Annotated in this window: 10 protein-coding genes; 9 read left to right on the top strand and 1 reads right to left on the bottom strand. The window is 41.2% G+C overall.

What is annotated here, in order from left to right:
• The first annotated feature begins 184 nt into the window (after positions 1-184).
• On the top strand, positions 185-1,258 hold the full coding sequence (locus ACGLXV_RS12440) for a PrsW family glutamic-type intramembrane protease (RefSeq protein ID WP_391558853.1): 1,074 nt from the start codon (positions 185-187) through the stop codon (positions 1,256-1,258).
• A 107-nt stretch (positions 1,259-1,365) separates the two neighbouring features.
• On the opposite strand, the gene gltC is transcribed toward ACGLXV_RS12440, so the two are convergent.
• Positions 1,366-2,268 carry a glutamate biosynthesis transcriptional regulator GltC gene (gltC, locus tag ACGLXV_RS12435; protein WP_391558852.1) on the bottom strand — a complete coding sequence of 301 codons (903 nt, stop codon included), beginning with the start codon at positions 2,266-2,268 and terminating at the stop codon, positions 1,366-1,368.
• A gap of 132 nt (positions 2,269-2,400) precedes the next feature.
• Here gltC and gltB point away from each other — a divergent pair, with 132 nt between their 5' ends.
• The 8 genes from gltB to ACGLXV_RS12395 all read left to right on the top strand — a co-directional run bounded on the left by gltB (position 2,401) and on the right by ACGLXV_RS12395 (position 14,213).
• The gene (gene gltB / locus ACGLXV_RS12430; protein WP_391558851.1) at positions 2,401-6,942 is read left to right on the top strand and encodes a glutamate synthase large subunit; all 4,542 of its coding nucleotides are present in this window, start codon (positions 2,401-2,403) and stop codon (positions 6,940-6,942) included.
• Between the two features lie 18 nt (positions 6,943-6,960).
• A complete protein-coding gene (gltD, locus tag ACGLXV_RS12425) occupies positions 6,961-8,427 on the top strand; it encodes a glutamate synthase small subunit (RefSeq protein ID WP_391558850.1) in 1,467 nt (488 codons plus the stop codon).
• A gap of 167 nt (positions 8,428-8,594) precedes the next feature.
• A complete protein-coding gene (locus tag ACGLXV_RS12420; protein ID WP_119708269.1) occupies positions 8,595-8,867 on the top strand; it encodes an HU family DNA-binding protein in 273 nt (90 codons plus the stop codon).
• A 234-nt stretch (positions 8,868-9,101) separates the two neighbouring features.
• The gene (locus tag ACGLXV_RS12415) at positions 9,102-10,091 is read left to right on the top strand and encodes a LacI family DNA-binding transcriptional regulator (protein WP_391558849.1); all 990 of its coding nucleotides are present in this window, start codon (positions 9,102-9,104) and stop codon (positions 10,089-10,091) included.
• A gap of 43 nt (positions 10,092-10,134) precedes the next feature.
• Positions 10,135-11,142: a Gfo/Idh/MocA family protein gene (locus ACGLXV_RS12410; RefSeq protein ID WP_391558848.1), complete on the top strand. Its 1,008-nt coding sequence runs from the start codon at positions 10,135-10,137 to the stop codon at positions 11,140-11,142.
• Between the two features lie 195 nt (positions 11,143-11,337).
• Positions 11,338-12,147 (top strand): sugar phosphate isomerase/epimerase family protein, encoded by an 810-nt coding sequence (locus ACGLXV_RS12405; RefSeq protein ID WP_391558847.1) that lies wholly within the window; start codon positions 11,338-11,340, stop codon positions 12,145-12,147.
• Between the two features lie 19 nt (positions 12,148-12,166).
• A complete protein-coding gene (locus tag ACGLXV_RS12400) occupies positions 12,167-13,159 on the top strand; it encodes a Gfo/Idh/MocA family protein (protein WP_391558846.1) in 993 nt (330 codons plus the stop codon).
• Positions 13,160-13,229: 70 nt separating this feature from the next.
• Positions 13,230-14,213: an ABC transporter substrate-binding protein gene (locus ACGLXV_RS12395; RefSeq protein WP_391558845.1), complete on the top strand. Its 984-nt coding sequence runs from the start codon at positions 13,230-13,232 to the stop codon at positions 14,211-14,213.
• Positions 14,214-14,255: the final 42 nt, after the last annotated feature.

The raw sequence follows: 14,255 nt of genomic DNA, 5'->3' as shown, positions 1-14,255 counted from the left end.
TAAAGTGGACAAATGATTTGAAGAGGTTTTTTGAAATGGCTTTTTTTCTTTGGTTTTGTAGATAGGAATTTATATGTAAAGAATAATTAATTTTCCTATTCTGGGACATACTCTTTTTGATATCGTTATTGCCCGTAAGAGCTTTTTTGAACCTAGCTACATTAATTGATAGAGGTGGGACTTTTTGAAATGTTCACAATGTGATTACGCCAATCCAACTGGTTCGAAGTTCTGCTTAAGCTGTGGCGAAAAGTTCCTTAAAATGAATACACCACAGGATGATAGCAGCTTTTTTTATGAGTTTGCTAATTATGTAAATGTGGTACCAAAGGTGGAACGTTCGGTTGAACCAAAATTTGTCAATATTTTTTCTCGTGTTTTTGCTGATCATAGTGAACTGGAAGCGGAACGATTGTTTATTGTGGGAACAGCACTTACTACACCGAAAATATCTGAAGTAAAAGATACATGGCCCAAACCTTGGCTGTTTGCGAGGTTATTCATTATTGCACTACTAGTTTTTGCGGGATTTTACGTAGGTGCGAGTTACTTTGGAAATGCGAACTTTCTACCGGGACTGATTATTGTTGGGGCATTTGGGGTTCCGTTGACCACGTTAATTTTCTTCTGGGAGATGAATGTACCACAGAATATTGCGATTTACCGTGTGATTTATGTGGTGTTAGTTGGCGGTATACTCTCCATGTTAATCGCACTCGTGTTTTTCGACATTCTGAAGAAAACCATCAATCCGATTACCATTGGAATCATTGAAGAGCTTGCCAAAACCGTCATCGTTATTACGTTTGTTCACTACAGAAGGTACAAATATATTTTAAACGGTTTACTTATCGGTGCTGCAGTCGGGGCAGGTTTTGCAGCTTTTGAAACGGCAGGGTACGCACTTAGAGCACTGCTTTCGGGAGATGCAGTCAGTCTGTATGGAACGATCCTATTGAGAGGCTTCTATGCTCCTGGTGGGCATGTTGCGTGGGCTGCTTTGACAGGTGCTGCGTTTTGTAGAGTGCAAAAGGACCAACCTTTTCAATTTAACATGCTATTCCATTATCAATTTTTACAAGTGTTTATTTTAGTAGTGGGGATACACGCTTTATGGGACACATCGATTCCCGGAATGTTTCCCTTTGGACAGGTTATTTTAATGGTTATCTCATGGCTTGCGGTTTTCCTATTCATTCGTGGGGGTCTAAAAGAGATTGGCGAGAAAAAATTAATGCATTCGAAGATGTACACTTAGGAATGGTAGGGGAGAAAAGCACTGCCAGATATAAAAGTGATTAGAGAAAATGCTGATTTCCGTTTGGGGAATCAGCATTTTCTCTATAGCCTAGTAACTGGACAACACTATTTATACTGCTCCAACCGATTAAAAAACTCTATAAGAAACTGATAAAAATTCCTCTCAGCCGGTGCCAGTTCCCGGTGCTTCGGAATAATCACACCAACGGTACGCATGGCTTTTGGCGTTTCAATCGGTACTTTAACGGTAAAACGAGGAGTAGAGTCATAAAACGTGCTCTCCGGTAAGAGACTGACTCCAATTCCGGCGGAAACGAGTCCTTTTAACGCATCCATGTCCTCTCCTTCAGAGGTAATCTCTGGTTCAAAGCCGGCTTCACGACATGCTTCAACCGCCAGCTTTCGAAGAACATACCCCTTCGGAAATAAGACAAACTTATCTGACCGCAAATCACTTAAAGGAATTCTTTTTTTCTCAGCTAACGGGTGCAGAGAGGGAATCAAGGCCACGATGTTTTCCATAAATAAAATCTTTGTTTCTAAGTCAGGATCATTGGTTGGGACAGGTCCAAGGAACGCCAAATCAATTTCCCCGTTTTTCACGGCATCGATCAAGTTGGCATACGATCCTTGACGCAGATGGAAAGATACATTTGGGAAATCATTCTTATAAGCAGAAATCACCGTTGGAAGCCAATATCGGGCTAGACTTGTTGGATAGCCGATTTTAATCGTGCCTGCTTGAGGATCGAGGTACTCGTCTATTTTCTCTTTTGCTTCATCCAGCTTTTTTAAGGAGCTTTTGACATACTTCAAAAAGATATATCCAATCTGTGTGACCTTAATGTTTCTACCGACTCGTTCGAGTAGCTTTACCCCTAGCTCCTCTTCTAGCTTGGTTATTTGATAGCTCACCGCTGATTGTGCCACGTTTAAGTTATCAGCTGCTTCTGTCATATGTTCTCGTTCGGCTACTTCTATAAAATAGCGCAATTGACGGAGTTCCATTTTGTTTCTTCTCCCATTCATATTGATTTTCGATTGATTTAATATAAATTATATATTGTTTATATGATTTTGAAAACATAAAATGATGTTATATGAATTTTTCGACAACAATCGGCAGGGAGAGAATAGAATATGACATATCATCAACTACCAAAAGCACAAGGTCTCTACCGTCCTGAATTTGAACATGATGCATGTGGAATCGGCTTATACGCTCACATTAAAGGGAACGCCACACATGATATAGTGGCAAAAGGACTATCAATGCTTTGTCAATTAGATCATCGCGGCGGACAGGGAAGTGACCCGTTAACAGGCGATGGCGCGGGACTAATGGTTCAAATACCGGATCTATTTTTCAGAAAAGAATGTTCAGACATGAACTTACCTGAAAAAGGGAAGTACGGTGTGGGAATGCTATTTTTCTCAAAGGATGACAGAGAACGGGAAGAAATAGAAGCTTATATTAATAAAATAATAGAACAAGAAGGTCAAACGGTGCTTGGCTGGAGAAACGTTCCAGTCGATGCAGGGAAAATTGGGGTAACTGCACAGGAAAGCTGCCCGGTTGTTCGCCAGGTGTTTGTTGGGGATAACGAAGGTGATTCACTAGCGTTTGAACGAAAATTATACGTCATTCGTAAGCAAGCAGAAAACTGGGCAAAGGGTTCTGACTATCGTTTCTATTTTGCAAGTTTTTCAAGCAGAACGATTGTTTATAAAGGACTATTAACTCCTGAACAAGTAGATCAATTCTATTTGGATTTACAGGATGAGAGCTTTGTGTCTGCGTTTGCTTTAGTGCATTCACGCTTTAGTACAAATACCTTCCCAAGCTGGGAAAGAGCCCATCCGAATCGTTATTTAATTCACAATGGTGAAATTAATACTCTTCAAGGAAATATTCACTGGATGAAGGCACGTGAAACTCAATTTATATCAGAAGCATTTGGTTCTGATTTAGAAAAAGTATTGCCGATCCTTGATACTGATGGAAGTGATTCGTCGATTTTAGACAATGCGCTTGAATTCATGGTTCTTGCCGGCAGAAAGCCTGCTCATGCTGCGATGATGTTGGTTCCAGAACCTTGGTCTAATAATCCTCATATCACGGACGAGAAGAGAGCTTTTTATGAATATCACAGCTCATTAATGGAGCCATGGGATGGACCATCAGCGATTTCATTTACAGACGGAAAACAAATTGGTGCCGTTCTAGACCGTAATGGACTTCGACCAGCACGTTATTATGTAACAGAAGATGATTATATTATTTTCTCATCTGAGGTTGGTGTCATCGATGTAGAGCCGGAAAAGGTGTTATACAAAGAGCGTCTTCAACCAGGGAAAATGCTTTTAATCGATTTAGAAGAAGGTCGTATTATTTCCGACGAGGAAGTAAAATCTGAGATGGCGCAAGCCCAGCCTTACCAGCAATGGCTCAATGAAGAGCTTGTTCGCTTGGAAGATAGCGTAGAGTCTGAAGGAGAGGTTCCGGAGGATTTAATCGTCCGTCAAAAAGCGTTTGGATATACGTATGAAGATATTCAAAAATACATTATTCCAGCTGTGAGTGAAGGCAAAGATCCGCTTGGAGCGATGGGGAACGATATGCCGCTAGCGGTCTTATCAGATAAGCCGCAGAATTTGTTTAACTACTTTAAGCAATTATTCGCTCAAGTAACGAATCCTCCGATTGACGCGATTCGTGAAGCAATTGTTACATCAACGGTTTCCTATTTAGGAGCAGAAGGGAATTTACTTCATCCATCAGCAGAAAATTGCCGTCGCATTCAGTTAGAAACACCGATTTTGACAAACAGCCAGCTAGAAGCTTTAAAAATTGGTAAAGAGTTCAAAAGTGCTGTCATTGAAAGTGTGTTCCAAGAAGATCTAGAAAGCAGTCTGAACAACCTTTGTCGTCAAGCAGAAGAAGCGATTGCAGGTGGAGCGAGTTTACTGATTCTATCTGACCGTCATATTAATGAAACAACGATTGCGATTCCATCTTTACTAGCAGTGAGTACCCTTCATCAGCATTTGATTCGTGAAGGATTACGAACAAAGGCAAGTATTATTGTGGAATCTGGAGAAGTAAGAGAGGTTCATCACTTTGCTGTATTGCTTGGATACGGTGTGGACGCGATCAACCCTTATCTAGCGTTCTCGATTTATCAGCAAGCTGTTTCTGAAGGCACATTACCATACACGTATCAAGAAGCGGTGAAAAAGTACATCGTTTCTATGAATGAAGGCGTTGTGAAGGTTATGTCAAAAATGGGGATTTCAACGGTACAAAGTTACCGTGGCGCTCAAATTTTTGAAGCGGTTGGAATCAGCTCTGATGTGATCGACCGTTATTTCACGGGAACTGTTTCACAGCTTGGAGGAATTGGGTTAGACACGATCGCTGAAGAAGCGAAGCTGCGTCACGCGGAAGCTTACTCTCCATTATCTGACCATACGTTAGAGTCCGGCAGTAACTTCCAATGGAGACATGACGGCGAACACCATGCCTTTAATCCAGGAACGATTCATACCTTGCAATGGGCTTGCCGTAACGGTGATTATGAATTATTTAAAAAATATTCGACACTTGCCAATGAAGAAAGACTCGGCTTTTTACGTAACTTATTCTCTTTCAATGGTTCAAGACAACCGTTACCAATTGAAGAAGTAGAAAGCGTGGATTCGATCGTTCGCCGCTTTAAAACAGGTGCGATGAGCTTTGGATCAATTAGTAAGGAAGCACACGAAACATTAGCTATTGCCATGAACCGTTTAGGTGGAAAAAGCAATAGCGGTGAAGGTGGAGAAGATGCTAGCCGATTTGTTCTTGATGAAAATGGTGACAACCGAGGAAGTAAAATTAAGCAAATCGCTTCTGGTCGTTTTGGTGTGAAAAGTCATTATCTTGTAAATGCTGAAGAGCTGCAAATTAAAATGGCTCAAGGAGCGAAGCCTGGTGAAGGCGGACAGTTAATGGGGAAAAAGGTGTATCCATGGGTAGCAGATGTTCGTGGTTCAACACCTGGTGTTAGCTTAATTTCACCTCCACCACATCATGACATCTACTCGATTGAAGATTTGGCTCAGCTAATTCATGATTTGAAAAATGCCAATCGTCAAGCGCGCATTAGCGTCAAGCTTGTATCAAAGGGCGGAGTCGGAACGATTGCTGCTGGTGTAGCAAAAGCTGTAGCTGACGTAATCGTGATTAGCGGATACGACGGTGGAACAGGTGCCTCACCAAAAACAAGTATTCAACACGCTGGATTACCTTGGGAACTTGGATTAGCAGAGGCACATCAAACGCTAATGCTCAACGGATTACGCGACCGTGTGGTTCTTGAGACAGACGGAAAATTAATGACTGGTAAAGACGTAGTCATGGCGGCATTATTAGGTGCCGAGGAATTCGGCTTTGCTACTGCACCATTAGTAGTTCTTGGCTGTGTCATGATGCGTGTGTGTCATTTGGATACATGTCCAGTAGGGATTGCGACTCAAAATCCAGAGCTTCGTAAAAAGTTCACAGGTGAAGCAGATTATATCGTGAACTACATGCGCTTTGTGGCACAAGAAGTTCGTGAGATGATGGCGGAGCTTGGCTTTAGATCGGTGGAAGAAATGGTTGGACGTACCGATGTATTAACGGTAAGTGAACGTGCAAAATCACACTGGAAGGCGCAACATTTAGATTTAACAGCATTGCTGCACAAGCCTGAAGGAGCAACAACCTTTAAACACCCTCAAAATCATCGAATTGACGAAAGTCTTGATATAAAGCATATCCTACCGGCTGTTCAAAAAGCATTAGAAGACGGAACACCTGTAGAAGCAAGCTTCCCGATTACAAACGTGAATCGTGTAGCGGGTACGATTGTTGGAAGTGAAATCTCGAAACGTTATGGTGAAGTTGGTCTTCCAGAGGATACGATTACGTTAAAGTTTAACGGATCAGCTGGTCAAAGCTTTGGTGCGTTTGTACCTAAGGGAATGACACTTGAATTAACGGGTGACGCGAACGATTATGTTGGAAAAGGACTTTCTGGCGGAAAAATCATCGTGAAAGCTGATGAACATACAAAGATCGCTTCAGGCGAGAATGTCATCGCAGGAAATGTTGCCTTCATTGGAGCTACCAGCGGTGAAGCGTATATTAACGGACGTGCCGGGGAACGTTTTGCTGTTCGTAATAGTGGCGTACATGTTGTGGTTGAAGGAATTGGTGACCATGGCTGTGAATATATGACAGGTGGACGCGTCGTTATTTTAGGGGATGTAGGGAAAAACTTCGGAGCTGGAATGTCTGGTGGAATTGCCTATGTTTATACAGAGGACGAGAAAGCATTTAAGAATCTAACCAACCAAGAAATGATTGAATTTGAAGCAGTATCCTCTCCTACTGAAGAGGATGAGCTAAAAACATTAATACAAAACCATTACCGCTACACAGAGAGTGTGAAGGCGAGTTGTATTCTAGAAGACTGGGCAAAATGTGTCAGAAAATTTGTCAAAGTCATTCCAAAAGATTACAAACGAATGATCACTTTGATCGACGAGCAAAAACTAGCAGGATTATCGGAAGAAGAAGCCGTCATGAGCGCCTTTTTAGCGAATTCCGGAGCAACAACAAAACCATCGAAACAGCAGGAAGCTGCCATCCGCTAAGAAAGGGGAGTAAAAAACATGGGAAAAGCAACAGGATTTATGGAATATGCTCGTGAAAAAGCAGCAGAAAGAGATCCATTACAAAGACTAAATGATTGGAAAGAACATAAACTTCCTATTTCTGATGAGAAATTAAGTACACAGGGGGCGCGGTGTATGGACTGCGCCACTCCCTTCTGTCATATCGGTATGGAAATTGGGGGAGCTACTTCTGGGTGTCCGATTCATAACTTGATTCCTGAGTGGAATGATCTTGTGTATAAAGGCCGCTGGAAAGAAGCGCTAGATCGCTTGTTAAAAACCAATAATTTCCCTGAGTTTACAGGGAGAGTATGTCCGGCACCTTGTGAAGGTTCTTGTACTGTGGCCCTTTACGACCCGGCAGTTACGATCAAAAATATTGAACAAGCGATTATCGATAAAGGCTTTGAAAACGGATGGATTACACCGCGAATTCCTGCTTCACGCTCTGGGAAGAAAGTGGCGATCATCGGTTCTGGCCCTGCCGGTTTAGCAGCAGCGGACCAACTGAATCAAGCCGGTCACTCGGTTACTGTGTTTGAACGTGCCGACCGTCCAGGAGGCTTGCTCATGTATGGAATTCCAAACATGAAGCTTGAAAAAGAAGTGGTTGAACGCCGCATTCGTTTATTAACGCAAGAAGGAATCGACTTCGTGACAAATACAGAAGTGGGCAAGGATATTCAAGCTTCTGAACTTCAAGAACAATTCGATTCGGTCATCCTTTGTACAGGGGCGCAAAGACAACGTGATTTAGTGATTGAAGGCCGTGAAGCAAAGGGTATTCACTTTGCGATGGATTATTTAACTCTATCAACGAAAAGTCTATTAGATTCGAATTTTGAAGATGGGAACTTCATCGACGTGGAAGGCAAAGATGTGATCGTAATCGGTGGCGGAGACACAGGTGCTGACTGTGTGGCAACCGCTCTTCGTCAAAAATGCCGCAGCGTTGTTCAGTTCGGGAAACATCCACAATTGCCAGCACAACGTACGTCTGATAACTTATGGCCTGCATATCCAAATGTGTTTACCATGGATTATGCGTATAAGGAAGCAGAAGCGAAATTTGGAGAAGATCCTCGTCAATACTCGATTCAAACAAAGAAGATCGTTGCTGATGAGAATGGGAATTTGAAGGAGCTTCACACAATCCAAATGGAAAAACTAAAAGATGAAAACGGACGTTTTTACTTTAAAGAAATTCCAGGTACGGAAAAAGTATGGCCAGCTCAGTTTGTGTTTATCGCGATTGGCTTTGAGGGAACAGAGATGCCTCTGTTAAGCCAATTCGGAGTAGAATCAGTTAATCAAAAGATTAAAGCTACTAAAGGTGATTACAAAACAAACGTAGAAGGCGTGTTCGCTGCTGGCGATGCAAGAAGAGGACAAAGCCTGATCGTTTGGGCGATCAACGAAGGTAGAGAAGTGGCTACCGAAGTTCACAAATACTTGATGGTGTAATATCAAACAAATGTAGGCTGCTTTGGCAGCCTATTTTTTTCTATAATTCCTGTAATCCGTTAATCCATTAAACTACTTATTCCTTGCATTACGGAATACGCTTATGTTAAAAATAACAAATAGGCAATTCAAGAATTGCTAGAACATGATTAATAGAGGTACATCATATGAACAAAACAGATTTAATCTACTCAATAGCTAAAAAATGTGACTTACCAAAAAAACACTCAAGAAAAGTAGTAGACATTATTATAGATAGCATATCAACTTCATTAGCAGGTGGCGATCAGGTACAATTATTTGGTTTCGGAAACTTTGAAACGCGTGAACGAGCGGAGAGAAAAGGAAGAAACCCGAAAACGGGGGAAGAGATAACGATTCCAGCTACTAAATATGCCGTATTTAACCCCTGTAAAGAGTTGAAAGATGCCTTGAAATAGGGCATTTTATATAAGTAACATCATAGGAAAACGCTGCTGACTTTGATTTCAGCAGCGTTTTTTATTTATTGAGAGACTTCCACATAATATTTTTCGTGTCTTCAATGAGTGAAAAAAGAGTTTTTACGCCCAACAAAAACATATTGACAAATAATTCTAAACATTCTAAAATCAGTTTTGTAATCGATTACATTTATCTTCAACCCATCAACTATACTGAAAGTGGGAAGTATCATGGCAAATATTCAACAGGTAGCGAAAACTGCGGGTGTGTCAGTGGCTACGGTTTCCAGGGTACTTAACAAGGCTACGTCAGTAACTCCAGAAACTAGACTGAAAGTGGAACAGGCGATCAAGGCTCTTAACTATGAACCTAGTATGCTAGGTAGAAATTTAAGGAACTCTGAAAGTCGGCTTTTACTTGTTCTAATCCCCAGTATCTCCAATCCTTTTTACACAGAAATTATCAATGGGATCCAGAATATTGCAATTGCTAATCATTACAATATTCTCCTTTGCGAAACCGATTCTAATCCGGAACGAGAGAACATTTATTTTCACATGGTCAAAAATAAAGTGGCAGATGGCGTGATTTCCATGGATCCTACCGTCAATATGCAAAAGCTGAACGAACTAGCTGAGAATCATTCCGTGATTTTATGCAGTGAGTATGAAGAAGGTGGTTGTATTCCATACGTCACGATTGATAACGAATTAGCTGCTTATCATGCCGTGAAGCATTTAATTCAATTGGGTATGGACCAAGTGGCGTTAATCAATTCAGATGAAAAATTCTTATATGCTCGTCAACGTAGAAATGGATATGAAAGAGCGTTAAAAGAGTTTCAGCTCCCGATTCGTGAAGAATGGATCTATAACACGGATCAGCTCGACTTTCAACACGGTGTGCAAGCCATGAGACGGCTGCTTCAATTAGAAGAAAGACCCACCGCGGTGTTCGCAGTTTCTGACACCTTAGCCATCGGTGCATTAAAAGAGTTAAACACAAGTGGTTTGCGAGTTCCCGAGGAGATAGCAGTGGTAGGCTTTGATAAGATTAGTTTTTCTAACATGACCAATCCCACTCTAACGACGGTTTCTCAGCCCATGTATCAAATGGGGTGTACGGCAGCCACCATGTTGATTAATCAGATCAAGGGTAACAAAGTGGAGAGTATCATTTTGGAGCATGAATTAATTATACGAGAATCAACAATGGGATAAAGGGGCTCATATGTGTTGTTAGAAACAAAAAGGAGGGACAAAATTGGGGATAAAAGTAGGGATTATTGGCTGCGGGTCCATTGCTAAATACCGACATGCACCAGAGTATCAAGCCAATCCGCATGTGGATAAAATCATCTTCTTTGATCGTAATCCGGGAAGAGCGAAAGCACTTGCTCTCAAATTTGGAGGTCGTGCGGTAGAAACGGTCGAGGAGTTATACAACGATCCAACCATCATAGCCATCAGCGATTGTTCCTCCAATGAAACCCATCATATTCACTCTACTCAAGCCTTGTTAAGTGGAAAGCATGTTTTATGTGAAAAACCGTTAGCGATTTCTGTAAAAGACGCTGAGAAAATACTCGAGGCCGAGCGAAAAACAGGTAAGATATTAATGGTTGGCCATAATCAAAGATTCACAAAAGCTCACCAAAAAGCAAAGGAGATGATTGATAAAAAGGAATTAGGAGAGGTGTTAACCTTTCAAACCACGTTTGGTCATCAAGGACCCGAAACTTGGGGAGTAGACAAATCCAATGCCACTTGGTTTTTTAAAAAAGATCGGTCCCACTCGGGGGTAGTAGGCGATTTAGGTATTCATAAAATTGATTTAATTCATTACCTTTTAACCGATGAAATCGATGAAATACGTGGCTTTCATGGGTCACTTGATAAAGTTAACGAATCTGGTCAGCCTATCGAAGTATGTGACAATGCCGTTTGTGTAATGAAGACAAAAAAAGGTCGGTTAGGTACCGCGTTATTTTCTTGGACGAATTACGGATCCGAAGATAATTCTACGACCATCTACTGTCAAAAAGGGATTATGAAGCTCTACCAACATCCGAAATATCAGTTGATCGTTGAAACAAAGGACGGGGAGGTGAGGAGATATGAACTCGAACCGATCCAGACCAATGACAACCAAACCAATAGCGGAGTCATAAATTCCTTTATCGAAGCCATTATTAAGGATAAAGAACCATTGGTTACTGGCCAACAAGCGCTTGCCACATTAAGAGTTATTGAGAAACTACTTAGCTCTTAATACATTCATCTACTTAATATTCCCACCCAAAATACTTTTTATCTACCAACACCAAATATCAATACTATATAAGTAAATTCGAAACAAACTTTTATACTATTTTTGTAAACGATTTCATACTCTGGTTATAGGTATATGTTATCGCTTGTGTCAGATTTAGTAGTCATCCATTACCTTGTAGACGGGAGGGTGGATATGTTACAACAGCTAACCATTAATTCGAATACGTACCATGGTTTTTCACTAGAGGACGCGGTGGTTGGAGCAAGGAAAGCAGGGTTTACACAAATCGAGTTAGCAGCGGTGAAAGACCATACGGCACATGTGTTACCGGACATGTCGAGGAAACAGCTAGAAGAGATTAAGTTCTTACTGAAGACCAACGGAATGACATGTGTAGGAATTGGCGCACATAGCAACGTGATGACCGAAGAAGGAAGAGAAAATCTAATAAGAAGCATTGACTTAGCCGTGGAATTGGATTGTAAATATATCATTACCGCAACAGGGGACGCACATAACGATACAGATAAAATTGAGGATGAAGAGGCTCTAGCTAAGAACCTGGAACCATTGATTGAAAAATGTGAGAAAAGAAATAAGATGCTTCTCCTTGAAACACACGGAAATAATTATGCAACAGGTGGTTCTCTAAAAAAACTCGCTCAAAAGTTAAATAATCGCGTGAAAATCAATTATGATACGGCGAATGTCCTATTTTACGCGGATATTCTTCCTTATGAGGACTTAGAGGCTTCTGTTGATTACGTTGAATTTATTCATTTAAAAGATAAACTGGGTTCTTATCAAGAATGGAACTTTCCAGCGATTGGGGACGGATTTTTGGACTTTCCAAGATTATTTCGCACACTAAGGCAAGCAAATTATCAAGGTCCGATTAGTGTGGAAATTGAATTTACTCCGTCAGGACCCAAAGACCTAGACGAAGTCAACGAAAGTGTCATCAAGTCTTTCAACTATCTTTCAAACATTTTTAAAAAGTAAGAGGTTGAAAGGAGGAACTATGAAGAATATCGGACTTGTAGGGTTGGGGTTCATTGGGAAAACACATCTAGAAGCGTATCAGCATATGGAGAATGCACAGGTAAAGGCCATTTACACGCGAAAGGGAGGGGATGACGATGGTGTAGGTACAACGTATCCCTTTGTGGAAGAATACGAGGACTTACTAGCTAATAAAGATATTGATATTGTTGACATTTGCTTACCCACATTTTTACATGAAGAATACATCCTAAAGGCAGCAAATGCCGGAAAGCATATCATTTGCGAAAAGCCGCTCACGTTAACCGTTGACTCAGCCCTTCGGATCTTACAAGAAGTCAACAGAAAACAAGTAAGGTTATTTGTTGGGAATGTGCTTCGGTTTTGGCCAGAATACGAACTCATCAAATCCTACAGCGAAAGTGACCTTTTAAAAGATATCGAACTGGTTCATGCCAAACGTTTAGGGCAAGTACCTGCATGGAGCAACTGGTTTCAATTCCCGGAAAAAAGTGGCGGTGCCCTATTTGATCTACATATCCATGACATCGATTTTGTTTCTTTTCTATTAGGGAAAGTAGAATCGGTTTATGCCGTTGGAACGAAGAACAGCTATGGTGCATGGGATCATGTGATGACGACTCTTACGTTTCAAAATCAAAGCAAGGCTTTTGTGGAAGCTTCTCAAAGAATGCCAAATGGCTACCCCTTTACCATGACCTTTCGGGCACAAACCAGTCAAAGTGTACTAGATCTTCATATCAAGGCTGGTGAAAATATTGAACACAGAAATAACAGTGACCATCAGTTTTGGTATTACACCCATCAGAAGAAAGTACCGATTACACTAGATTCTAGCGATGCCTTTCAGAAGGAACTCTCCTACTTTGTGAATTGTATAGAAAAAGGGGAAGAGAACCATGTCATACCAAATGAAGAGGTGTTATATACACTACAGTTACTAGAGGCGATTGAACGTTCCTTGGAAACAAAAAGTGTAATTAGGCTATAAAATTTTTATGAAGGCGATTGTTTGTCAGTCTATTGATTCCAAGTTAACCATTTTAAGGAGGTAATTTGATATGAAAAAAGCTTTCAAGCCATTCATGATACTCCTATTAATATTGGTCACTTTTCTCAGTGCATGTGGTGCAGAATCAACGGGTAACAATACCAACACAGATAATGAAAATAATTCCGGTGAAGATAAGAAAAAGATTGGAATTCTCGCACCGGCCGTTACACATGGATGGGTGGCAGCCGTTGCTTACCATGCGGAGGAACGGGCGAAGGAACTTTCGGATGAAATTGAATACCAAATTCAAACGAGTAGCAATGCAGCAGAAATGACTTCTCAACTAGATGATTTAATGACATGGGGGGCTGAGGCAATCGTTGCCTTTCCGCAATGGGAAGGGATGGAAGTACCGATACAGAGAGCCCTTGACGCGGGAATTGAAGTGATCAACTTTGATATTGCCATTGATGCAGAAGGCGTCTATCGTGTGTCTGGAAACAATGAAGATATGGGAATTCAAGGTGCCAACTATATCGTTGACAAAATTGGGACCGAAGGAAATGTAGTCATCCTGGAAGTTCCGACATCTGGTTCGGTGTCGGAGTTAAGAAAGAAAGGCTTTGTTGAGACCATCGAAAAAATAGCCCCTAATCTGAATGTATCTACCTATGCCACACAATTTACACGAGAAGATGGACTAAAGGATTTTGCAGATATCCTCACTAGTAATAAACAAATTGATGCCGTGTATTCTATGGACGACGAAACTTCCATCGGAGTGTTACAAGCGATCAAGGAAGCCGGAAGAACGGATATCAAGGTCGTTACAGGCGGGGGAGGAATGCAGGAGTATTTTAAAATGATGCCAGAAAATGAAGAGATCTGGATTCAATCTGCTCTTTACAGCCCAGCGATGGTAAAAGATGCAGTAGATGTAGCTCTTAAGGTGTTAAAGGGTGAGGAAGTAGAAGAGGTTACGATTATTCCGACAACCATCGTGGATAGAGAAAATTATACCGAGTTCCTTGACGACAAATCTCCTTACTAAGATTTTCGAAGCAAAGAAACTAAGAAAAGAGAGGTTATGGCA

Origin of the sequence: Robertmurraya sp., from assembly GCF_036676585.1 — a bacterium.
GTDB lineage: Bacteria > Bacillota > Bacilli > Bacillales > Cytobacillaceae > Robertmurraya_A.
This window is presented reverse-complemented; position numbering and strand designations above follow the sequence as displayed.

Bases quoted from the DNA above. Each gene is read 5' to 3' on its own strand.
- ACGLXV_RS12415 (WP_391558849.1), top strand. From the start codon at position 9,102: ATGGCAAATATTCAACAGGTAGCGAAAACTGCGGGTGTGTCAGTGGCT.
- gltB (WP_391558851.1), top strand. From the start codon at position 2,401: ATGACATATCATCAACTACCAAAAGCACAAGGTCTCTACCGTCCTGAA.
- gltC (WP_391558852.1), bottom strand. From the start codon at position 2,268: ATGGAACTCCGTCAATTGCGCTATTTTATAGAAGTAGCCGAACGAGAA.
- gltD (WP_391558850.1), top strand. From the start codon at position 6,961: ATGGGAAAAGCAACAGGATTTATGGAATATGCTCGTGAAAAAGCAGCA.
- ACGLXV_RS12395 (WP_391558845.1), top strand. From the start codon at position 13,230: ATGAAAAAAGCTTTCAAGCCATTCATGATACTCCTATTAATATTGGTC.
- ACGLXV_RS12405 (WP_391558847.1), top strand. From the start codon at position 11,338: ATGTTACAACAGCTAACCATTAATTCGAATACGTACCATGGTTTTTCA.
- ACGLXV_RS12400 (WP_391558846.1), top strand. From the start codon at position 12,167: ATGAAGAATATCGGACTTGTAGGGTTGGGGTTCATTGGGAAAACACAT.
- ACGLXV_RS12420 (WP_119708269.1), top strand. From the start codon at position 8,595: ATGAACAAAACAGATTTAATCTACTCAATAGCTAAAAAATGTGACTTA.